General features: G+C 68.7%; 18 protein-coding genes. 5 read left to right on the top strand and 13 right to left on the bottom strand.

Features of this window, described 5'->3' with window-relative positions; genetic code table 11:
- Nucleotide 1 precedes the first annotated feature (1 nt).
- From BDK89_RS00460 to glgP, 9 genes are all read right to left on the bottom strand, one after another.
- On the bottom strand, nt 2-676 hold the full coding sequence (locus tag BDK89_RS00460; protein WP_208293907.1) for an RraA family protein: 675 nt from the start codon (nt 674-676) through the stop codon (nt 2-4).
- Between the two features lie 55 nt (nt 677-731).
- Nucleotides 732-1,829 (bottom strand): Ldh family oxidoreductase, encoded by a 1,098-nt coding sequence (locus tag BDK89_RS00455; RefSeq protein ID WP_133867078.1) that lies wholly within the window; start codon nt 1,827-1,829, stop codon nt 732-734.
- Nucleotides 1,822-2,517: a GntR family transcriptional regulator gene (locus BDK89_RS00450; protein WP_133867077.1), complete on the bottom strand. Its 696-nt coding sequence runs from the start codon at nt 2,515-2,517 to the stop codon at nt 1,822-1,824. Before BDK89_RS00450 ends, BDK89_RS00455 begins: the two co-directional genes overlap by 8 nt.
- A gap of 13 nt (nt 2,518-2,530) precedes the next feature.
- The gene (locus BDK89_RS00445; protein ID WP_133867076.1) at nt 2,531-3,754 is read right to left on the bottom strand and encodes an enolase C-terminal domain-like protein; all 1,224 of its coding nucleotides are present in this window, start codon (nt 3,752-3,754) and stop codon (nt 2,531-2,533) included.
- A 1-nt stretch (nt 3,755) separates the two neighbouring features.
- Nucleotides 3,756-4,724: an aldo/keto reductase gene (locus BDK89_RS00440; RefSeq protein WP_133867075.1), complete on the bottom strand. Its 969-nt coding sequence runs from the start codon at nt 4,722-4,724 to the stop codon at nt 3,756-3,758.
- Nucleotides 4,721-6,295, bottom strand: a complete 1,575-nt coding sequence (locus tag BDK89_RS00435; protein ID WP_133867074.1) for a tripartite tricarboxylate transporter permease — start codon at nt 6,293-6,295, stop codon at nt 4,721-4,723. The genes BDK89_RS00440 and BDK89_RS00435 overlap by 4 nt, the downstream gene beginning before the upstream one ends.
- On the bottom strand, nt 6,292-6,816 hold the full coding sequence (locus tag BDK89_RS00430) for a tripartite tricarboxylate transporter TctB family protein (RefSeq protein WP_133867073.1): 525 nt from the start codon (nt 6,814-6,816) through the stop codon (nt 6,292-6,294). Before BDK89_RS00430 ends, BDK89_RS00435 begins: the two co-directional genes overlap by 4 nt.
- Before the next feature lie 7 nt (nt 6,817-6,823).
- Entirely contained in the window at nt 6,824-7,987 is a 1,164-nt protein-coding gene (locus BDK89_RS00425; protein ID WP_133867072.1) for a tripartite tricarboxylate transporter substrate binding protein, read from the bottom strand.
- A 124-nt stretch (nt 7,988-8,111) separates the two neighbouring features.
- The gene (gene glgP / locus BDK89_RS00420) at nt 8,112-10,088 is read right to left on the bottom strand and encodes an alpha-glucan family phosphorylase (protein ID WP_133867071.1); all 1,977 of its coding nucleotides are present in this window, start codon (nt 10,086-10,088) and stop codon (nt 8,112-8,114) included.
- 118 nt (nt 10,089-10,206) lie between these two features.
- Between glgP and BDK89_RS00415 the strand changes: the two genes are divergently transcribed.
- The gene (locus tag BDK89_RS00415) at nt 10,207-11,064 is read left to right on the top strand and encodes a DUF4184 family protein (protein WP_166657275.1); all 858 of its coding nucleotides are present in this window, start codon (nt 10,207-10,209) and stop codon (nt 11,062-11,064) included.
- Here BDK89_RS00415 and BDK89_RS00410 read toward each other — a convergent pair.
- Nucleotides 10,975-11,949 carry an isopenicillin N synthase family dioxygenase gene (locus BDK89_RS00410; RefSeq protein ID WP_166657274.1) on the bottom strand — a complete coding sequence of 325 codons (975 nt, stop codon included), beginning with the start codon at nt 11,947-11,949 and terminating at the stop codon, nt 10,975-10,977. The two genes, BDK89_RS00415 and BDK89_RS00410, sit on opposite strands and share 90 nt — an antisense overlap.
- Before the next feature lie 255 nt (nt 11,950-12,204).
- Between BDK89_RS00410 and BDK89_RS00405 the strand changes: the two genes are divergently transcribed.
- From BDK89_RS00405 to BDK89_RS00390, 4 genes are all read left to right on the top strand, one after another.
- Complete coding sequence (locus BDK89_RS00405; protein WP_133867068.1) at nt 12,205-13,857, top strand: amidohydrolase; 1,653 nt, start codon at nt 12,205-12,207, stop codon at nt 13,855-13,857.
- Between the two features lie 235 nt (nt 13,858-14,092).
- Nucleotides 14,093-15,628 carry an alpha/beta hydrolase gene (locus tag BDK89_RS00400; protein ID WP_133867067.1) on the top strand — a complete coding sequence of 512 codons (1,536 nt, stop codon included), beginning with the start codon at nt 14,093-14,095 and terminating at the stop codon, nt 15,626-15,628.
- 213 nt (nt 15,629-15,841) lie between these two features.
- Nucleotides 15,842-16,369, top strand: coding sequence for a cupin domain-containing protein (locus BDK89_RS00395; RefSeq protein WP_133867066.1), 528 nt, complete (start codon nt 15,842-15,844; stop codon nt 16,367-16,369).
- A gap of 205 nt (nt 16,370-16,574) precedes the next feature.
- Nucleotides 16,575-17,201 carry an alpha/beta hydrolase gene (locus BDK89_RS00390; RefSeq protein ID WP_133867065.1) on the top strand — a complete coding sequence of 209 codons (627 nt, stop codon included), beginning with the start codon at nt 16,575-16,577 and terminating at the stop codon, nt 17,199-17,201.
- Nucleotides 17,202-17,219: 18 nt separating this feature from the next.
- Here BDK89_RS00390 and BDK89_RS00385 read toward each other — a convergent pair whose 3' ends face one another.
- From BDK89_RS00385 to BDK89_RS00375, 3 genes are all read right to left on the bottom strand, one after another.
- Nucleotides 17,220-18,191: a quinone oxidoreductase family protein gene (locus BDK89_RS00385; RefSeq protein ID WP_133867064.1), complete on the bottom strand. Its 972-nt coding sequence runs from the start codon at nt 18,189-18,191 to the stop codon at nt 17,220-17,222.
- 253 nt (nt 18,192-18,444) lie between these two features.
- The gene (locus BDK89_RS00380; protein ID WP_166657273.1) at nt 18,445-19,023 is read right to left on the bottom strand and encodes a TetR/AcrR family transcriptional regulator; all 579 of its coding nucleotides are present in this window, start codon (nt 19,021-19,023) and stop codon (nt 18,445-18,447) included.
- A gap of 34 nt (nt 19,024-19,057) precedes the next feature.
- Nucleotides 19,058-20,659, bottom strand: a complete 1,602-nt coding sequence (locus BDK89_RS00375) for a DHA2 family efflux MFS transporter permease subunit (RefSeq protein ID WP_133867062.1) — start codon at nt 20,657-20,659, stop codon at nt 19,058-19,060.
- Between the last annotated feature and the right edge of the window lie 92 nt (nt 20,660-20,751).

Genomic DNA, 20,751 nt, shown 5'->3' with positions numbered 1-20,751 from the left:
CTCAGTGCACCTCCTCGACGCGGAGCGCCTCGGCCAGCCAGGTGCGATCCCAGCGGTCGTCGTCGATCGCCTCGAACTCGGCTTGCTCGGCCGCAGCCTTCGCCTCGGCCAACTCGACGATCTCGGCTGCACGTGCACGGGGCACGACGGCGACTCCGTCCACGTCGCCGACGATGATGTCGCCGTCGTCGCACGGCACGCCTCCGATCGACACTCGACAGCGGAGTTCACCCGGTCCGTTCTTGTACGGGCCGAGGTGCGTCACTCCGGCGGCGAAGACCGGCAGCCCGATCTGTCGGAGGTCTGCGATGTCGCGGACGGCACCGTCGACGACGATTCCGGCGAGGTCGCGACGCTTCGCGTAGGTGACCATGAGCGCGCCGAGCAGGGCCCGGTCGAGATGGCCGCGACCGTCGATGACGATCATCTCGCCAGGACGTGCTTCCTCGAGTGCCTGGTGCACGACGAGGTTGTCGCCAGGGCGGGTCCGCACGGTGACCGCAGGTGCCGCAATGACCTGGTCGTCGGCGACGCCGGCAAGCGGCATCACACCGGTCGCCCCGCTCCAGCGGTCGAAGACGTCGCTCACGAGCGAGGAGGCCAGCTTGGTGAAGCGGTCGAGCAAGTCGGGTTCGGGGAGGTCCGTCGCAGGGTGCAGACGGCAGATCTGGGTCACGGGATGTCCTTTCGAGAACGAGGGTCGAGATCGAGGGCGGGGCTCTGCCCCCGGGTCAGGCCACGACGAGGCGGCCGTCGTAGTCGGCGAGCTCTGCCATGGCGTCGAGGTCGGCAGCGACCGTCGCCGAGAGCTGAACGCCGTCGGTCCGGGCCGCGTCGAGTTTGCGGTCTTCGACCTCGCCGGGCAGCAGCACCCCGTCGAAGCCTTCGGCCGGGGGCAGGCCGTGCACTCGCTCGGCGAACCCGTCGATGTGGCGTGCGAACGTGTCGCGACCGACCCATGCATCCGGGTCGAGGGCGATGAACAGATGGCTGACGCGCTGTGGCCGGGTCCAGTCTTCGTACATGTCGCCGATGCCGTCACCGGTCACGTCGGCGATCAGCGCGCCGCACAGCAACTCGACCATCATCGCAAGACCGGAACCCTTCGCGCCTCCGACGGGCAGCACCGAACCGAGCAGCGCGGCGGCGCTGTCGGTGGTCGGCCGCCCAGCGTCGTCGACCGCCCAGCCTTCGGGGATCGACTGGCCGAGCTGGTTGGCGAGGATGATCTTGCCGCGGGCCGTCGCGCTCGTCGCCATGTCGACCGTGATCGGCGGGTGCCCCGGTCGCGGCACCGACATGCTGATCGGGTTCGTGCCGACCGCCCGCGACCGACCGCCGAAGTAGACCATCGTCGTCGGCGCCGTCGACATCGCCATCGTCACCAGGCCTCGCTCGGCCGCTCGGCGGGTGAAGTAGGCCAACGTGCCGCAATGGTTCGAGTTGTGGACGCCGGCGGCGGCGATGCCGGTTTCGACAGCACGCTCCGTCGCCGCGTCGAGCCCGGCGAGCGCTCCGACGTGCCCGATCGCATTGTCGGCGTCGACCTGGAGCGCCGCCGTGCGAGTCGAGACGACGTGCGGCTCGGCGGCCGCGTTGATCATGCCGGCGCGCAGACGCTCGCCGTAGATCCGCGTGCGGGTCACGCCGTGTGACGAGATCCCTCGCGCCTCGGCGTCGACGAGCGAGTCGGCGACCAGATGCGAGGCCTCGGACGGCAACCCGCAGGCATCGAGGACGCCCGCACAGTGTGTGCGGAGATCGTCGATCGTGACTCGGACCGGGGGAGCATCCGTGGCGGTTCCCTGAACGTACGCTGGCTTACTCATGTCTCTCCATCAGGTTGCGGAGTTGGTTGGTCATCATCGCCTCGCCGGTGTGCAGGTGGCTGAGTAGCTCGACCTTCGCCCGGTCGAAATCGCCGGCCACGATCGCCTCGACGATCGAGAGGTGTTCGTCGAGCGTGGCATCGACGCGATCGGCCACCTCGGTCAGGAGCAGGTGTCGGCCACGATCGATGTGGTCCTCGACGATCGCGTAGAAGCCTTGGAGCCGTTCGTTTCCGCTGCACTCGATGAGGAGCTTGTGGAAGGCGTGGTCGGCGCCGAAGTAGTCGGGGAGCAGTTCGGGAGCGATCCGATTCTCGAAGCCGTCGAACGCTCGACCGAGTCGGGCGACGGCGTCGGGGTCGAACTGCTTCGCGAGCCGGTCGAGACCGACTGGCTCGAGGAGCCGGCGCATCTCGAACAGATCGTGGACATCGCGCTCCGTGAACGACGCCACCGCCCAACCGGACCGGCCTCTCGACTCGACGAGGCCGACCGCCTCGAGCCGATAGAGCGCCTCGCGCACCGGCGTTCGGCTGACCGCCAGGCGAGCGGCGAGCTCGCGGTCCTTGAGGACCTCACCCGGTCGGAGCTCGACCGCGACGATGGCGGCGCGCAGTTGTTCGTAGGTCCGCTCGCCGAGCTGGACGTTCTCGATCGGATGGAGCGCCTTGGTGTCGGACTCGCTCATTGCCTCTCCCCTGTCATGGCGAGTAGGTCGGGTCTGCCCATCGCTCGTTCGGGATCAGCGGATACCAACCCGGGCGATGGGGATCGCGGTCGTAGGTGTAGTTGCCCATCTCTCGGAAATAGGCCGCGTACTGCTCGACCCGTTCGGGGTCGAGTGTGACTCCGAGCCCCGGACCTTCCGGGACCGCGAGGTGGCCGTCGACGTACTCGAGCTTCCCGCCCATGATGACATCGTCGACGAGGTGGTGGTAGTGGGTGTCGATGGCGAAGGGCATGTTCGGGAGCACCGAGGCGGTCTGCAGCATCGCGGCAAGGCCGATCCCGGACTCGCCCGACGAGTGCATCGCCACACTCAGTTGGAACGTCTCGCAAACGCCTGCGGCCTTGATGCAGGCGCGGACCCCGCCCCAGAAGTGCAGGTCGAGCAAGATGACGTCGACCGCGGGATCGTGGATGTTGGCCGCGAGCTGTTCGAAGCCGACGACGACGGCGTTCGTGGCAAGCGGGATGCGCACCTGTTCACGAACCCGTCGCATGCCGCCGAGGCCCCACGTCGGGTCCTCGAAGTAGTCGTTGCGGAGGTGCTCGATTGCTCGCCCGAACCGGATCGACTGCTCGACGGAGAGGACCGAGTTCGGGTCGTATCGCAGGCCGTCACCGGGCACCGCCGCGGCCAACGCTTGGAAACACTCGAGTTCGTAGTCGGGATGGAAGACCCCGCCCTTCAGCTTGTGGGCTCGGAATCCGTGTCGCCGCTTCGCGTCGAGCGCGAACTCCACCAACTGCTCGGGTGTCCGCACCTCACCGGATCCGTCGTCGGCCGGGTACCGGAAGAAGAGGTAGCTGGCGAACTCGACCGACGATCGGACGCGACCGCCGAGCAGCTGCGACACCGGCAGGTCGACCGACTTGCCCATCAGGTCGAGACACGCCATCTCGACGGCGGCGAACACGTGACCGCGGTTGCCGTATAGAGCCGCGGTCGGATTCAGGAGGGCGAACCGCATCGCCTCGAGGTCGAACGGGTCGTGCCCGATCAAGTACTTGCGCAGCCCGACGATCGCCTCCTCGGTGGGCGCACCGGCGCCGCGCAACTCACCGATGCCGGTCAGCCCATTGTCGGTGTCGATCTCGACGATGGTGCGGACGAAGCGACCCCAGTGCCCGCCGTTGGCGTGCCGGAGCGGGGCCTCGAGCGGGATCGCGACGGTCGTTGCGCGGATGTCGGTGATCTTCATCTCAGCGGTTGTACGCCGGTGCGGCGCCTCGGAGCGTGGTCCAGACCTCGTCGCACGCGGCGATCGTGTCGGCGTCGGGAGCGGGGCCGTCGATGGCGGCGAGGTTCGCACGGAGCTGCTCGATGTTCGACGCGCCCAACAGCATCGCCGAGGTCAGTGACCGGCTGAGAACCCAGCGGAAGGCGAGTTCGATCAGGGTCACTCCGGCGTTCGACGCGATTCCTGCGAGCCGTTCGACGGCGTCGAACTGGGTGTCGTTCCAGTAGCGATCGCGGTAGATCTCCTTCGCGAACCGTCCGTCGCCGGGCGACTGGTCTCGTCGATGCTTGCCGGTCAGGAGGCCGCCGGCGAGCGGGTTGTACACGAGCGTGGTGAGGCCGAGACGCGAAGCACAAGCCTCGTACTCCTCCTCGACCCGTCGACCGACGAGGTTGTACATCTGCTGCGACAGCGCGGGCGTCGGCCAGCCCTCCCGCTCGGCGATCCAGTGCATCTCGGTGATCTGCCACGCCGCGAAGTTCGACTGCGCCAGATATCGGACCTTGCCGGCCTCGACGAGTTCGTGGACGGCTTCCAGCGACTCCTCGATCGGGGTGTTCCAGTCGGGTCGGTGGAAGTAGTAGTAGTCGACGTAGTCCGTCCCGAGTCGCGTCAGGCTGGCGTCGACCGCGGCGTGGATCGCCTTCCGGGTCAGACCGCTGAGTTCGGGGTCGTCCTGATAGACGTGGCTGCCGCTCTTCGTCGAGATGAGCACCTCGTCGCGGAACGGCGCGACGATCCGACCGAGCATCCGTTCCGACTCACCACCCGCATAGTTGTTGGACGTGTCGAACATCTTCACCCCGGCGGCACGACACACGTCGACCATCTCGGCAGCGTCGCCCTCGTCGACCGGAGCACCGAAGGTCATTGCACCGAAGACGATGCGTCCGATGTCGTCGCCGGTGTTCGAGGATGGGTGCGTGGTCATTCGACGGTCTCCTTCTGGTCGGGGTCGACGTCGGCGACGTCTCCGCCGGCTGCGAGGGCGGTCCGACGGGCTCGCATCGAGCGGACACCACCGACGATGGGCATGGTGAGCATCGCTATGCTCGCGAGGAAGACCGGCAGACCGATGTGGCTCGTCAACAGCTGGCCGAGCCAGTCGGAGACGTTGCCGTCGCTGATCTGCAACGAGCGTCGAAGGTTGGTCTCGAGGATCGGCCCGAGGATCAGGGCCAGCACGAGCGGCGGCTTGGGGATGCCGACCCTCGACATGACGAAACCGAGGATCGCGAAGACGAGCATGATCCCGACCTCGTACACGCTGTTGTTGATCGCGTACGTGCCGATGATCGACAACGCTGCGACCGCCGGGAGGAGCAGCGATCGCGGCACCGACAGGATCTTCGCCATCCGCCGCGCAGCGATCAGACCGATCACGAGCAGACAGATGTTCGCGATCAGCAGGCTGATGAAGATCGACGAGACGAGCTCCATGTCGTTCTCGAAGAGCAACGGACCGGGCTGAACACCCTGGACGACCAACGCTCCGAGCAGAATTGCCGTGAGCGCGTCGCCGGGGATGCCGATCGTCAGCATCGTCATCAACGCTCCGCCACTGCACGCGTTGTTGGCCGTGTCGGAGGCAGCGATGCCCTCCGGTGAACCGGTTCCGAGCTCGTCGGGCTTCTTCGAGAGACGGCTCTGTGCCCCGTACGAGATCACCGAGGCGATGGTGGCGCCCGCTCCGGGCAGGATGCCGACGAAGGTCCCGATGATCGACGATCGAGCGATCACCCACTTGACCGGAGGGATGTCGCGCAGGGCGGTGCGGATGCCGGTCACCTCCTGGACCTCGGGATCGACCCGATGCAGTCGCGAATACACCTGCTCCAGCACCTCGGCCATCCCGAAGATGCCGATGATCACGGCGATGAAGTTGACGCCGCCGAACAGGTTGGGCTCGTCGAAGGTGTACCTCGCCTGACCCGACAACAGATCGCGCCCGATCAGCCCCACGAAGAGTCCGAGCAGGGCGCTGATCACGCCCTTCACCAGCGACGATCCGGCGACGTAGGCCATCACCGACAGGCCGAGGAAGGCGACCGCGAAGTACTCGATCGAGCCGAACTGCCGTGCGACACCGGCGAGGGCGGGGCCGCCGATCCCGAGGATCAGCACGGCGACCATCCCGCCGCAGAACGACGAGATCACGCCGATGCCGATCGCGCGGCCGGCTTCACCCCGTTTGCTCATCGGGTATCCGTCGAGCGTCGTCATCAGGTCGGCCGGCGTGCCCGGCATGTTGATCAGCACGGCCGGGATCGTTCCGCCGTAGAGCGAGCCGAGCCAGATACCGGTGAGCACGGCGATCGCGTCGGTCGGGTTCATCGTGAACGTGAACGGGGCCAGCACCGCGACGCTCATGTTCGCCGTGAGGCCGGGGATCGCGCCGACCGCGAGACCGACGGAGACGCCACCGAGGATCAGCAGCAGCGTCACCGGGTTCGCGACCAGGTCCCAGCCCGACGTGTACAGGGATGTGCCGACGGCGATCATGGCAGTGGCGTCTCCGGCAGCGGGACGTTCAAGGCCGAGATGAACACGAGCCGGATGGCGATCACCATGCCGACCGCAAATCCCAACAGGACCAGCAGCCGTCGCCCACGGGGCGTCCAGCTGAGCAGGATCGGCGCGCCGACGAGGAATGCGAATGTCGTCGTGAGATAACCGACCCTGAACGCGAGGGCGGCGTAGGCGATGACCGTGACGGCCATCGCCGCCGTCGTCACGTAGTCGGGCGATTCGTCCTCTGCGCTCCCCTCGGTCTCGAGCTCGTCGAGCGCCTCGACGTCGGGGAGCGGAACATGCCCGGAACTGCTCGCTGTCGTGCCGGTCCGGAGGTGATACCACCCCTGGCCGACGACGATCAGACCGCACACGATCAGAAGGCCGCCGACCAGTTCGGGGAGAAGTGCCGGGTCGTTCGTGACCGTTGCGGCATCCGGCAAGCGGAGCGCTTCGATCAAGATGAACGTCCCGATGACGGCGACCACGGCGCCGGTCACGACATCGCGCATCGGACGGTCAGCTGCCGGCGACCCGCTCGGGCTCGGAGACGACGAAGGCTTCACCGCCGAAGAGCTCGCGGAACTGCTCGTCCTCGTCGCTGATCAAGGCCCCGAACTCGTCCGGGCCGATCCACGTCGTCTCGAAGCCGGCATTGGCCATGGCGGTCTGGTTCGTCTCGCTCGCTGCCGCTTCCTCGACGAGGGCGGACAGTGCGAGACGGACGTCGTCCGGTGTCTCGGAGTCGACGACGTAGCCGCGCCACACCACGTACTCGACATCGACGCCCGATTCTTGGAAGGTCGGGACATCGGGGTACAGCGCCGAACGCTCGGCACCCATCACGCCGAGCATCACGGCGTCGCCGCTCTCGATGAACGGCCGGGTCTCGGGCGCCCCGATCGTCACGGCGTCGATCTCACCGGCGATCAGCGCGTTGCCGGCAGCCGAACCGCCGTCGTACTGGATGAAGGAGAACTCGACGCCTGCCTCACGAGCCAGGGTGAGTCCGGCCGCATGCCAGACACCGCCGGTCCCCGACGTGCCGATCAAGATCTCGCCGGGGTTCTCCGCGGCATACGCGAGGAACTCGTCGATCGTCTGGTACTCGGCGTCGGCCCGTACGGTGAGCGCTGCGACGTCCTGGTGCGTGACACCGACAGGCGCCATGTCCGTGACGGGATCGATCTCGGGTGTACCGGTGTAGGGCAGCGCGGAGATCGAACGCGACACGATCATCATCGTCGTCCCGTCGGCATCCTCGCTGAAGAGTCGCTCGGCGCCGATCGCACCACCCGCACCCGGCAGGTTCTGCACGACGACGTCGTTGCCGGCGGTCTCGGACACAGCCGGCTGCAACGAACGAGCGGCGATGTCGAACCCGCCGCCCGCATTCGCGGGCACGATGATCGTGATCGTGCCGTCGATCTCGGCACCCGAGTCGGACGGCGCGTCGGTGGTCGCACCCCCTTCGTCGGCATCGTCACCGGCGTCGGCATCGTCACCGGCGTCGGCATCGTCACCGGCGTCGGCGTCGTCACCGGCGTCGGCATCCGAGCTGTCTTCCGTCGACGTCGGTTCGTCGTTGTCAGCGGCGTCGTCGTCGCCGCCGCACGCGGCGACGGTCAGGGCGAGAGCAGCAATGAGTGCACCACAGCGACGGGTGCGGGACCGGTTGATCATGATTCCCCCTCAGGATCACGGTGTTCCGTATTTGGTATACCAACCCTGACATCGACGGGCCAGCTCGTCAAATCGGAGACGACAATTTCTCCTCACCGGGCGCGTCGCGCCTGGTCAGCCAGCGTCAGAGGGCGCGCAGCATCGGTTGGTAGAGCTCGTTGTCGTAGTCGGACACCATGCGGGCAGCGGTGACCTTGGGGCCGAGGGTGCGCCAGTTGTGACGCATCCGGTCGACCCACGCCTCCGACGGACGGCCCGAGCCGTCGGCGTGGAACTCGGCGGCGATGTCGCCGAGCAGTGACAACGCCGACGCCGACTCCTCGGTGTCGCGGACGTCGTCGTCGGTGGCGTCGGACGTCGGGATGTCCCAACCGTTGCGACCGTCGGACATCTCGGCCCACCAGCCGTCGAGGATCGAACAGTTCAGCCCGCCGTTGAGCGCCGCCTTCTCGCCGCTCGTCCCCGACGCCTCACGCGGCCGCACCGGGTTGTTCAGCCACACGTCGCACCCGAAGTAGAGGGCGCGAGCGACACCGATGTCGTAGTCGGGGATGAACGAGAAGCGACCGTTCGCCTCGGCCGATGCGCCGTAGGCGACGACCTGCTCGATGAGCTGCTTGCCGGGCTTGTCGGCCGGGTGGGCTTTGCCGGCGAACAGGATGTGGATCGGACGCTCGTCGTCGGCCAGCAGCGCGGCCAGCACGTCGGGGTGGCGGAGCAGCAGGTTGGCCCGCTTGTAGGTGGCGAAGCGGCGGGCGAATCCGATCACGAGCGCATCAGGGTCGAGCGTCGCGCCCGACCGTTCGGCGAGCAGCTCGATGAGCGGCGCCTTGTCGGTGGCACGGGCCGTGACGATCGCGTCCGACTCGACGTCGTCGATGCGCTCCCATGCGCCGGCGTTGCCGAGCGCCCAGTCGGTGCCGAGGCGGGCGTCGAACAGATCCTGCAGGGTGGGGCTGACCCACGTGCGGGCGTGCACACCGTTGGTGACCGACGAGATGTCGGAACCGCCGGGCACGTCGCCGAACAGGTCACGGCTGACCTCGCCGTGCAGCTTCGACACACCGTTCGCCCGGGCCGCGACCTTCAGGCACAGCGCGGCCATGTTGAACGTCTTGGCGTCGTCGGGGTCGGGGCCCAGCGCGAGTACGTCGGCGATCGGGTCGCCCCACGAGTCGGCCCACGGCTGCAGGTGCGGTGCGATCATCGCGTGCGCGAACCGGTCGATGCCGGCGGGCACCGGGGTGTGGGTCGTGAAGAGCACGTGCGGGCGGATCGCCTCGATCGCGTCGTCGAGCGTTGCGGCGTCGCCGGCGCGGGCACGGTCGAGCAGCTCGATCGCGAGGAAGCCGGCGTGGCCCTCGTTGGAGTGGTGCACGCCGGGCGTCCAACCCATCGCCGCGACGGCGCGTGCACCGCCGACACCGAGCACGAGTTCTTGTTCGAGCCGGTGCAGCTGGTCGCCGCCGTAGAGCTGATCGGTGATCGCCCGGTCGTGTTCGGAGTTCTGCGGCAGGTCGGTGTCGAGCAGCAGGAGCGGCACCCGACCGACCTCCATCTTCCAGACCTTCGCATCGACGACCCGGTCGGCGACCGGCACCTCGACGACGATGCCGGTGTCGGTGAATCCGAAGTCGTCGGCCTGGTAGGTCTCGATCCGCTCGGCCTGGCGGCCGCCGTCGAGGTACTGGCGGAAGAAGCCGTGGCGGTAGAAGAGGCCGACGGCGCCGAGGCCGATCTCGAGGTCGCTGACCGACTTCAGGTGGTCACCGGCCAGGATGCCGAGACCGCCCGAATACTGGGGGACGACATCGGTGATGCCGAACTCGGGTGAGTAGTAGACGACGTCGGGTGACGTCACCGCCGACGCCATCACCCCGTCGAGATGGGCGAGCCGATCGGCCACCGCGCCGACGAACGCGTCGTCGGCAGCGAGCGACGCGACCTGGTCGTCGGTCAGCGAGCGCACGGCCGTGAACGGGTGCTGATCGACCGTCGCGGTCGGCAACGCGTCGAACAGCGCGGCGGTGCGGTACTCGTAGGTCCAGAGGTGGTTCGAGGCGAGACGCAACAGCGCGCTGCGGAGGTCGTTTCGGTCCATCGGTGGTCTCCTGATCCGGGGGTGGAGCCCCGACGCTACTTGCCCCGAACGGCACCGACGACCGGCCGGAGGTCCCGAATCGGGAGCGACGTCGGGCACCCTCCGCCAGACTGTCGGGGTGCCCGTGACGTGGTTCGCGCATCAGGCCCCGGCGGTCGGACTGAAGCTGGCCCGCCCGCGCTGGTTCGACGGCACGGCGCTGTGTGTCGGCACGATCATGCCCGACACACTCCTCTCGGTCGGCGAGGAGCTCGGGATCGACTCGCACACCTGGCCGAGCGCCGTCCTGCTCGGCGTGCCGATCGGTGTCGCCCTGACGGTGCTGTTCCGCCTGGTCGTCGCGCCGCTCGCGGCGACGATGCTGCCCGACCTCGGGCCGTTCCGACTCTGGTCGTTCGGCGTGTTGGCCGATCGCCGACCACGCTGGTGGACGACGGTCACGAGCGTCGTCGTCGGCATCGTCACCCACGTCGTCCTCGACTGGTTCACGCACGGCGAGCGGTGGCTGCCCCAGCGCCTCGGCTACGCCGACACGACCGTGACGTGGTTCGGCGACACGATGACCGCGCCCGAAGCGCTCCAGATCGTCGGCCACATCGGCCTGTCGATCACCACCGTGGCGCTGGCCTGGCATCTCGGGCGACACCGCAAACTCGAGGAGTGGTACGGCGCCGACACCGTCGAGCGAGCACGCACGGCGACACTCGGTCCGGGCGCCGTCGTCGGCTGGTACGCGACGGTCGCACTGGGCGCCGCCGCCGGCGCGGCGTGGGCCGGTTCGTCGTTCTGGGTCGTCGGCGTCGAACGGGTCGCCGTCGGCGTGTACGTCGGCGCGATCGTCGGCGCCGCACTCGTGCGGCGAGTGGCGAACGTGTCGGTCAGCGGCTCACTCGGTGAGCAGCGGGTTGCGGTAGGCGTGGGTCCCGTCGAACCGGCTGAGCAGATACGGGCCGGTCACGACCGGCGCGTGCCGTGACGTGCCGTCGGCATCGAGACAGGTCGGGAGCGTCTCGACACGCAGGTGGAACGCCGGCTCGACGAACAGCGGCGACGAGTAGCGGTCGACACCCGGCGGATTGACCACCCGGTGCGGGTTCGACACCCAGCGATCGTTCGTCCAGATCGCCATCAGGTCGCCGATGTTCACGACGAGCTCACCCGGCGGCACCGTCACGTCGACCCAGTCACCCGACCGCATCTGCACCTGCAACCCACCGACGCCGTCGTCGGCGAGCACGGTGAGCGTGCCGTAGTCGGTGTGGGCGCCGCACCCCCACTGGCCCGGCGCCGGCGTCGCCCGCGACTGCGGCGGATAGTGGATGAGGCGCAGGTGGTACATCGGCTCGCCCGGCAACGCGTCGAAGTAGTCGGCGTCGAGTCCGAGGCCGACCGCCATCACCTGATGCATCCGTTCGGATACGGCGACGACCGCCGCCCGGTACGCCTCGACGGCGTCGCGGAAGCCGGGCAGATCGGGCCACTGGTTCGGACCGTGGAGCGGCGTGCCGGCGACCACCTCGGGATGGTCGGGGCCGTGATCGAAGCCGGTGTCGAGCGTCTCTTTCAGGTCGCCCGCCGCAGCGGTGCCGATCGCGTCGTCGGCGTTGCCGAGCGCACCGTCGAGCGACTCGGTGCCGATGCCGACGTAGCCCCGGTGGCACGGCGAGTTGCCGATCGCGATCGCCTCCTTGTCGGCGAGCGGCAAATCGAAGAAGGAGCGGATCGCGTCGAAGTAGCGATCGCGGACGTCGTCGGGCACACCGTGGTTGCGGGCCGTCACGAACCCGACGTCGCGCAGCGCCGCATCGAGTTCGGGCCCGAGCTCGTCGACGGGCCGGGACAGATCCAACGAAGGAATCACGCCACCCAGCCTAAACACCCCCACCGGGCCGGTTGTCGTGCGGAGCGCGGAGGCACGCCACACCCGGGTCGGGTGTCGTACGGAACGGCGAGGCGCAGCCGAGGCGTCTCGGGAGATCACCCGACCCGGACGCGCACCGTTTGTCACCGGAGTCGGGTGATCTCCGGAAACGTCGACTCCGTCGCCGTTCCCTCCGACACCCGACCCGGGGCGGTGGGCTGCGGGCGGTGGCGGCGGCTGTGGGAGAGTGGCCGGATGGGGGAACAGGACAGGATTCTGCGGGCTCGGCGCGTCGTCACACTCGATCCGGCGTTGCCGACGGCCGAGGCGGTGGCGATCCGAGGCGACCGCATCCTCGCCGTCGGATCGGTCGACGAACTCACCTCGGCGTGGGGCTCGATGCCCGTCGACGACACCTTCGCCGACGACGTCCTGCTCCCCGGCTTCGTCGAAGCCCACTCGCACTCGCTCGAAGGGGCGATCTGGGCGTGGGAGTACGCCGGCTACTTCCCGCGCACCGGTCCCGACGGCGTCGAACGCTCGGGCTGCCGCACGTTCGACGACCTGATCGAACTGCTCCGACGACTCGACGACGAGCTCGACGATCCGGCGGAGTCACTCATCGTCTGGGGTTTCGACCCGATCTATTTCCCCGACGAACGACTCGCCGCCAAGCACCTCGACGCGGTCTCGACCACCCGGCCGATCTGCGTCGTCCACGCCAGCCTGCACCTGATCACCGTCAACACGGCGCTGATGGAGCGGGAAGGATTCGCCGACGGCATCGACGTCGAAGGCGTCCCCACCGACGGGAGTGGCCGACCGATCGGCGAACTCCAAGAGCTCGCCGCCATGTCACTCGCCCGGCGAGAGATGGGCGCCCTGTTCGGCGCACTCCGGGATCCGGCGGCGCTCGACCGGTTCGCCCGCATCGCACGCGTCGTCGGCTGCACGACGGTGACCGAGCTCGGCGCGTCCCCGATCCGCACCGACGACGACGCCCAGCGATGGGTCGACGTGTCGTCGGCCGACGGCTTCCCGGCCCGCCTCGTCCCCCTGTTCAACCCGGCGTCGGGCGGCATCACCGACGGCGACGAAGCCGCCCGCTGGGTGCTCGCCCTGCGCGAGATGTCGACCGCCAAGACGCGATTCGGGCTCGTGAAGATGATCCTCGACGGATCGATCCAGGGCTTCACCGCCCGCCTCAATCCACCCGGCTATCTCCCCGACCCCGACGGCAACGAACGGCCGAACGGCATCTGGCTCCTCGCCCCCGAACAGTTCGCCGGCTGGTTCGACGCGTTCCACCGGCACCACATCACCGTGCACACCCACGTCAACGGCGACGAGGCGGTCGACCTCCTGCTCGACACGGCGGAACGATCGATCAGCGACCACTCGTGGCTCGACCACCGCCACACCGCACAGCACACCCAGCTCACCAGCGCCGCCCAGTACCGGCGGATGGCAGCGCTCGGCATGTGCGCCAACATCTTCTCCAACCACATCTTCTACTGGGGCGACCAGCACCGCACGATCACCGTCGGCCCCGACCGAGCCGCCCGGATGGACGCCTGCGCGACCGCCGACCGTGAGGGCGTGCGCTACAGCATCCACTCCGACGCGTCGGTGACACCGCTCGGCTCGCTCCATACGATGTGGTGCGCGGTCAATCGGGTCACGGCATCCGGCGATGTGCTCGGCCCGGACGAACGGATCGGCGTCGAACGAGCGCTGCGAGCCGTCACGGTCGACGCCGCGCACCAGCTCCGACTCGACCACGAGATCGGCACGATCCAAGCCGGCAAACTCGCCGACTTCGTGGCCCTGAGCGACGACCCCCACGACGTCGACCCGCTCGCCATCAAGGACATCGCCGTCCGCGGCACCGTCGTCGGCGGCGACTGACACGACGCACTGCCGGGTCGGGTGTCGTACGGAACACCGAGGCGCAGCCGAGGCGTTTCGGGAGATCACCCGACCCGGCAGTCTGTTCGCGCACCGGTCACCGGCGTCGGGTGATCTCCGGAAACGTCGACTCCGTCGCCGTTCCCTCCGACACCCGACCCGGAACTGCTCCGTCGCCGTCGCCGCCTCTGGCACCTGACCTGCGTGGTCGCTGTGTGGTGAACTGGGAGGCGTCATGACCACCACGCCCGAGATCCGGTTCGCCCGAGCCTCGCGCTCGACGATCGCGTACATGATCTACGGCGACGGACCGGCGACGATCTGCGCCGTGCCACCGATGGCACAGAACGTCGAGCTGGCCTGGAACTCCCCGCGCATCACCGCGATGTTCGAACGATTCGCGACGTTCAGCCGACAGGTCGCGTTCGACAAGCGTGGCACCGGCATGAGCGATCGCAGCCTCGACATCCCCGGGCTCGACGAACGCGTCGACGAGCTCAAAGCGGTGATGGACCACGCCGAGATCGACCGCGCCTACATCCACGGGGTGTCCGAGGGCGGCCCGATGTCGATCATGTACGCAGCCACCTACCCGGATCGGGTCGAGGGGCTGATCCTCGAGGGCGCCGGCGCCTCGATGTTCTCGGACGAAGAGCGGGAGATCCGTCGCACGACCGAACGCAGCGACATGTTCAAGACGTTCGTCGACGGTTGGGGCACCCCCGACTCGATCACGCTCCGGATCTTCGCACCGTCGCTCGCCGACGACCCCGATTTCGGCGCCTGGTGGCCGACCTACGAACGCCAGGCCGCCAGTCGCGATGCCCTCGAGACGTTGATGGATCTGATCGCGGACATGGACGCCCGCGAGGCGATCCCGCGTGTCGAATGCCCGGTGCTGATCGTGCATCGCACCGACGACCAGGCCACCCCGATCGCCCGGGCGCGCGAGACCTACGAGCTGTTCTGCGATGCCGGCGCCGACGTCGAGATGGTCGAGGTCGAGGGACGCGACCATTTCTCGTACGCCGGCGATCTCGAACCGATCGCCGCCGCGATCGAACGGTTCACGACGGGAACGGTGCGGGAACGCGCACCGGTGAAGAAGGATCGGATCGAGGTGCGCACGCTCGGTGCGTTCGAGGTGCTCGACGGCGGCGAACCAGTGCCGACGAGCGAGTGGGGATCGAAGCGTGCGCGCACGCTGCTGAAGCGACTGGTGGCCGCCGACGGTTGGCCGGTCACCCGCGACGAGTTGATCGAACTGCTGTGGCCCGACGAGCTGTCGGACCGGCTCAACGCCCGCTTGTCGGTGCAGCTGTCGGCCGTGCGACGGGTGCTGCGCGGCGCCGTGGTCGCCGACCGCTCCACGGTCCGACTCGACCTCGATGCCGTCGATGTCGACGTCACGGCGTGGAAGCGCCTCGACGACGACGCGACGATCGTCGACGGCTACGTCGGCGACTTCCTGCCCGACGACCGGTACGACGACTGGACCGCCCCCGTACGCGAGGCAGTTCGTTCGCGCTTCGTCGACGCCGCACACCGCGAACTGGACCGAGCGCTGAGCGACGGTGACGTCGGACGGGTCGACACGGTCGCGCGCCGACTGCTCGACGGCGACCGGTACGACGAGCAGGCGCACCAGACGTTGGTGCGGGCGTTGCACGGTGCCGGTCGCCACGGCGAAGCACGCGCCGCCTACGACTCCTACACCGCCGCCATGACCGAACTCGCCGTCGACCCGACCCCCTTCGACACGCTCACCTGACGACGGGTCGGGTGTCGTACGGAACGACGAGGCGCAGCCGAGGCGTTTCGGGAGATCACCCGACCCGGCGCGCACCGTCGTCACCGGAGTCGGGTGATCTCCGGAAACGTCGACTCCGTCGCCGTTCCCTCCGACACCCGACCCGGTTCCGAGGCGTCACCTCGACGCCTGATCCGAAGGTTTTCGGAAGGCTGGTCTCGCATCGTCGTGGGCATGACGATGCTCAACGACTCCACCACCGCACTCTCGATCGACCGGCCCGGCCATCTCGCCACCGGCGACGGCGACCACCGGTGGTTCCTGAATCACCTCGCCACCGTCAAGGTGACCGCCGGCGACGACGGCCCGAAGATGTCGGCGGTCGAGTTCACCGCCCCACGTGGGTTCGGTCCGCCCCTCCACGTGCACCAGGACGAGGACGAGATCATGTACGTCCTGGAGGGCGAGATCCGGCTCGACCTCGGCGACACGTCGCAGATTGCCACCGCCGGGTCGGTCGTCTCACTGCCGCACGGCGTCCCGCACGTGTTCCAGGTCGAGAGCGACCAGGCCCGCTTCCTCACCGTCACCTCCGGCGGCAAGGCACACCCGACGTTCGACCGGTTCGTCCAGGAACTCGGCGTCGAGACCGACCCGACGAACCTGCCGGCCCCGGGCGAGATCGACCCCGGCCACGTCGCGCAGGTCTGCGCGATGCACGGCATCGAGGTCCTCGGCCCGCCGCCCGCACCGCTCGACTGACGTTCCCGACCATCCCGGTCGGTCCACCGGGTCGGGTGTCGTACGGAACACCGAGGCGCAGCCGAGGCGTTTCGGGAGATCACCCGACCCGGCCAGCTGTTCGCGCACCGGTCACCGGAGTCGGGTGATCTCCGGAAACGTCGACTCCGTCGCCGTTCCCTCCGACACCCGACCCGGTGGGCGGTGTGTGCGCGACGATGGGGGGATGCCCCTCACCACGTATCGGATCGATCGGGACGGCGCCGACCGGATGCTCGTGCTGTTGCACGGCTGGAGCGCCGAACAGCACCACCTCGCCGCCTACGTCCCCCTCGTCGACCCCGGCGAGCGGTACACCGCCGTCGCGCCGCGCGCCCTCCACGACCTCCCCGAGGGCGACGGCGCCTCGTGGTACGACCGCACCCCCGACGGGCCCGACGCCGCCTCGTTCCGACACGCAGTCGACACCGTCGCCCAGTTCGTCGACGACGAACTCGAGGCCGCCGGCATCCCACACGACCGGTGCGTGCTCGGCGGATTCTCGCAGGGCGGGTTCGTCTCGCTCGCCCTCGCGCTCCGACCCGGCGCGCCGAGCTACGCCGGGGTGTGGGCGATGTGCTGCGCGCTCCCCGAGATCGACGGACTCGACATCGACCCGACCAACGGTGACGACCGTCCGGCGCTGATCCAGGTCGGCGAACACGACCGCATCATCACGCCCGATCGGGGCCTCGCCGCGGCCGCCGCCATGCGAGACGGCGGTTGGAACGTCACCGACGTCGAATACGACATGGCGCACAGCCAGACCATCGAGATGATGATCGACGCACGCGCCTGGCTCGCCGCGATCTGAGCCGGCCTCTCCGCCGGATCAGGGCAGCAGGACGACCTTCCCGGTCGTGGCGCGCCCCTCGAGGGCACGGTGGGCGTCGGCCGCGTCGGCCAGGGCGAAGCGTTCACCGATGCGCACGTCGAGATCGCCGGCCGCGTGCCAGCCGAACAGGTCGTCGGCACGGGCCTGGATCTCGTCGGGCGTCGACGCGTAGTGGAACAGCGTCGGCCGCGTCAGGAAGATCGAACCGTTCGCCGACAAGTCGAGCGGGCTGACCGGATCGACCGGCCCCGACGCGTTCCCGAACGTCACCATCATCCCGCGCTGACGGATGAGGGACAGGCTCTGGGAGAACACCGACTTGCCGACCCCGTCGTACACCACGTCGAGCGGGCGCTCGGTGCCGGCGATGCCGCGGATCGCCTCGGCGAAGTCGACGTCTCGGTACAGGACGGTGTGGTCGGCGCCGGCCGCCTTCGCCAGCTCGGCCTTCTCGGGCGTCCCGACGGTCGTGTAGACCTCGGCGCCGCGCAACTTGGCGATCTGGATGAGCAACAGGCCGACGCCACCGGCGCCGGCGTGGATCAGGCAGGTGTCGTCCGGACCGAGCGGGTACGTGTCGACGGCGAGGTAGTGGGCGGTCATGCCTTGCAGTGGGATCGCGGCAGCGACCTCCCAGTCGATCCCGTCGGGCACCTTCATCGACTGTGCGGCGGGGACGGCAACCCGTTCGGCGTACGAACCCGGGGTCGACGCCCAGGCGACGCGGTCGCCGACCACGAGGTGGTCGACGCCGTCGCCGACCTCGACGACCGTGCCGGCACCTTCGAGTCCGAGCACGTACGGCAAGCCCACCTGATACAGCCCGGAGCGTTGGTAGGTGTCGATGAAGTTGAGGCCGGCGGCACCGAGTTCGACGACGACCTGGCCGGGGGCGGCAGTGGGGTCGTCGAGTTCGACCCACCGCATCACGTCGGCGGAACCGTGCTCGGTGATCTGGATCGCATGCATACCCCCGACCCTAGGGCCACCCCACGGGGTCGGCTCACCGGGTCAGGTCACCGGGTCAGGTGCCAGAGGTGACGGGTGAGGCGCAGCCGAACCCGTTACCGGCGGTCACCTGACCCGGGATCCTGGAGTCGACCAAGCGGCTCGTGCGCTCGGGGACGCGCACCGACTCCGGGTCAGGTGATCGACGGTCACGGCTCGTTCCTCGCCGTCACCTCTGACACCTGACCCGAATGGCGTGCGGTGGTCGGCGGAGTCACGGGGTGATGGTGGGGAGGATGAGGGCGAGGAGGCGGTCGACGAGGGTGGCGTCGATGGCGTCGCCGGTCAGGAGCTTGCGGTAGATGAACGGGCCGACGAACGCGTCGACGATCGTGTCGAGGTCGAGGTCGTCACGGATCTCGCCGCGCTCGATACCCCGGGTCAGGATCGCGACGAGTGGCTGGCGACGATGCGCCACGTAGCCGTCGAGTTCGACCCGCAACTGCTCGTCGTGCACCGCCCACTCGATCAGGTGCGGCAGCACGTCGGTCATATTGCCGCTCGCCATCCGGTCGGCGAGATCGTTGAGGTACGTCACCAGGTCGGCACGGACCGAACCGAGGTCGACCTCGTCCATCGGGTTGATCGCGCTCCGGAGCGCCTGCAGCACGAGTGCTTCCTTCGACGCCCACCGGCGGTAGATCGTCGCCTTCGACACGCCGGCGCGTTCGGCGATGACGTCCATCGACATGCCGCGGAAGCCGACCTCTCGCGCCACGTCGAGCGTGGCGGTGAGGATTGCCTCGTCGGCACCGGCGGACCGCGGGCGTCCGCGTCGTGGAGCGTCGGTCACGCCACCATTGTGGCCTGCGACACCGTTCGCCACATCAGTCACCGGCGCTCGGCGCGAGCGTCGGCTCGACCGGTCGTTCGCCCGGCGTCGCCGCGGGCACCGTGTCGGGCCCGGCGGCGCGGGCCGGAAGGAACTTCCAGGCCATGATTGCCGTGCCGATGATGATCACGGCCGACAGGAGCATGCCGTTCGTCATCGCCTCGGTGAAGGCGACGTTCGCGTCGTCGAACAGCGTGGTGTCGCCGAGTTCTGCGGCGACCTGCTGGGCACCACCGAGCGACGACTCGGCGGTCTCGGTTGCCGCGGCTCCGAGTCCGAGATCTCCGGCGATGGTGTCGATCCGTCCGGCGTACATGCTCGACACGACCGAGCCGATGATGGCGACGCCGAGCGCACCGCCGACCTGGCGGGTCGTGTCGTTGATCGCCGAACCCACACCGGCCATGTCGCGAGGCAGCGAGCCCATCACCGACTCGGTGGCCGGCGCCATCGTCATGCCCATGCCCGACGCCATGACGACGAAGAACGAGATGACCACGACGTAGGGCGTGTCGGCTTCGATGGTCGACAGCAGCAGCAGGCCGGTCGTGATGAGGGTGAGGCCGGTGAGCACGACCCGCTTCGTGCCGACGTGCTCGACGAGGCGGGCCGACAGCGGCGCGACGATCATCATCGTGGCGGCGTGGGGCAGCAGGCGGATGCCCGCTTCGAGCGGCGAGTAGCCGTGCACGAGCTGCCAGTACTGCGTCATCAGGAACAGCGAACCGAACAGGGCGAAGAAGACGAGCGTGATCGTGAGGCTCGCCGCGGTGAAGCGGGCGTTCTTGAACACGGTCATCTGCAGCATCGGGTTCGGGGTGTACAGCTCCCAGGCGATGAATGCAGCGATCGCGAGGGCGCCGACGGCGAAGCCGGCGATCACGATGTCGTCGGTCCATCCCTTGGCCGGCCCCTCGATGATGCCGAACAGCAGGCTGGCGAGACCGACCATCGACAGGACGGCACCGATCGGGTCGAGCGGTCGCTGCTTCGAGTCACGCGAGGTCGGCACGTACCGAACGCCGAGGGTCAACGCGAGTGCACCGATCGGCAGATTGACCCAGAACACCGAGTGCCACGAGAAGTGCTCGAGCAGGAACCCGCCGATCATGGGGCCGATGGCGACGCCGAGGCCGGAGAAGCCGGCCCAGATCGCGATCGCCCGGCCGCGCTCGCGCGGGTCGCGGAAGACGTTCGTGAGGATCGACAACGTCGCCGGCATGATCAGCGCGCCGCCGATGCCCATGAAGGCGCGGGTGGCGATCAGCTGGTTCGCGGTCGTCGACATGGCCGCGGCAGCCGAACCGATGGCGAACAGGACGATGCCGATCTGGAGGGCGCCCTTGCGGCCGAAGCGGTCGGAGAGGCTGCCGGTGGTGAGGAGCAGGCCGGCGAACACCAGCACGTAGGAGTCGATGATCCACTGGATCTGGCTGTTGGTCGCTCCGAGGTCGACCATCAACGACGGGATCGCGACGTTCAGGATCGTGTTGTCCATCACGATGATCAGCAGGCTCAGGCAGAGTACGCCGAGCGTGATCCACCGCCGTTCGTGGATCGCGGGGTCGATCGGGTCGAGGTCAGGGGAGCCGTGCATGGGAGTCCTTGTCGCGTCGTGGTGCCGTCGTCGATGCGGCCGGTCGGGTGGGTGGTTCGTCGTGTCTCGGCGGGCGGAGGCTCGGACGGTCG

Origin of the sequence: Ilumatobacter fluminis (assembly GCF_004364865.1) — a bacterium.
Lineage (GTDB): Bacteria > Actinomycetota > Acidimicrobiia > Acidimicrobiales > Ilumatobacteraceae > Ilumatobacter > Ilumatobacter fluminis.
This window is presented reverse-complemented; position numbering and strand designations above follow the sequence as displayed.

Coding starts and splice junctions, on each gene's coding strand:
- BDK89_RS00385 (WP_133867064.1), bottom strand. CDS start 18,191: ATGCATGCGATCCAGATCACCGAGCACGGTTCCGCCGACGTGATGCGG.
- glgP (WP_133867071.1), bottom strand. CDS start 10,088: ATGGACCGAAACGACCTCCGCAGCGCGCTGTTGCGTCTCGCCTCGAAC.
- BDK89_RS00445 (WP_133867076.1), bottom strand. CDS start 3,754: ATGAAGATCACCGACATCCGCGCAACGACCGTCGCGATCCCGCTCGAG.
- BDK89_RS00395 (WP_133867066.1), top strand. CDS start 15,842: ATGACGATGCTCAACGACTCCACCACCGCACTCTCGATCGACCGGCCC.
- BDK89_RS00440 (WP_133867075.1), bottom strand. CDS start 4,724: ATGACCACGCACCCATCCTCGAACACCGGCGACGACATCGGACGCATC.
- BDK89_RS00375 (WP_133867062.1), bottom strand. CDS start 20,659: ATGCACGGCTCCCCTGACCTCGACCCGATCGACCCCGCGATCCACGAA.
- BDK89_RS00435 (WP_133867074.1), bottom strand. CDS start 6,295: ATGATCGCCGTCGGCACATCCCTGTACACGTCGGGCTGGGACCTGGTC.
- BDK89_RS00405 (WP_133867068.1), top strand. CDS start 12,205: ATGGGGGAACAGGACAGGATTCTGCGGGCTCGGCGCGTCGTCACACTC.
- BDK89_RS00390 (WP_133867065.1), top strand. CDS start 16,575: ATGCCCCTCACCACGTATCGGATCGATCGGGACGGCGCCGACCGGATG.
- BDK89_RS00400 (WP_133867067.1), top strand. CDS start 14,093: ATGACCACCACGCCCGAGATCCGGTTCGCCCGAGCCTCGCGCTCGACG.
- BDK89_RS00450 (WP_133867077.1), bottom strand. CDS start 2,517: ATGAGCGAGTCCGACACCAAGGCGCTCCATCCGATCGAGAACGTCCAG.
- BDK89_RS00430 (WP_133867073.1), bottom strand. CDS start 6,816: ATGCGCGATGTCGTGACCGGCGCCGTGGTCGCCGTCATCGGGACGTTC.
- BDK89_RS00425 (WP_133867072.1), bottom strand. CDS start 7,987: ATGATCAACCGGTCCCGCACCCGTCGCTGTGGTGCACTCATTGCTGCT.
- BDK89_RS00455 (WP_133867078.1), bottom strand. CDS start 1,829: ATGAGTAAGCCAGCGTACGTTCAGGGAACCGCCACGGATGCTCCCCCG.